The organism is uncultured Vibrio sp. (assembly GCF_947488985.1).
Lineage (GTDB): Bacteria > Pseudomonadota > Gammaproteobacteria > Enterobacterales > Vibrionaceae > Vibrio.
This window is the reverse complement of record NZ_CANLBV010000272.1, coordinates 1-575: the sequence shown is the minus strand read 5'-3', so window position 1 is coordinate 575 and position 575 is coordinate 1. Positions and strand designations below refer to the sequence as shown.

Annotated in this window: 1 rRNA gene; it reads left to right on the top strand. The window is 54.8% G+C overall.

Features of this window, described 5'->3' with window-relative positions:
- Positions 1-575: ribosomal RNA gene (locus tag Q1A70_RS20305) — 23S ribosomal RNA — on the top strand; the annotation flags it as partial.

The window sequence follows — 575 nt, the reverse complement described above, 5'->3', positions numbered from 1 at the left end:
TTACGGACAGTGCCTGGTGGGTAGTTTGACTGGGGCGGTCTCCTCCCAAAGAGTAACGGAGGAGCACGAAGGTGGGCTAAACACGGTTGGACATCGTGTGGTTAGTGCAATGGCATAAGCCCGCTTGACTGCGAGAATGACAATTCGAGCAGGTGCGAAAGCAGGTCATAGTGATCCGGTGGTTCTGAATGGAAGGGCCATCGCTCAACGGATAAAAGGTACTCCGGGGATAACAGGCTGATACCGCCCAAGAGTTCATATCGACGGCGGTGTTTGGCACCTCGATGTCGGCTCATCACATCCTGGGGCTGAAGTCGGTCCCAAGGGTATGGCTGTTCGCCATTTAAAGTGGTACGCGAGCTGGGTTTAGAACGTCGTGAGACAGTTCGGTCCCTATCTGCCGTGGGCGTTGGAAAATTGAAGGGGGCTGCTCCTAGTACGAGAGGACCGGAGTGGACGAACCTCTGGTGTTCGGGTTGTCATGCCAATGGCATTGCCCGGTAGCTAAGTTCGGAATCGATAACCGCTGAAAGCATCTAAGCGGGAAGCGAGCCCTGAGATGAGTTTTCCCTGAC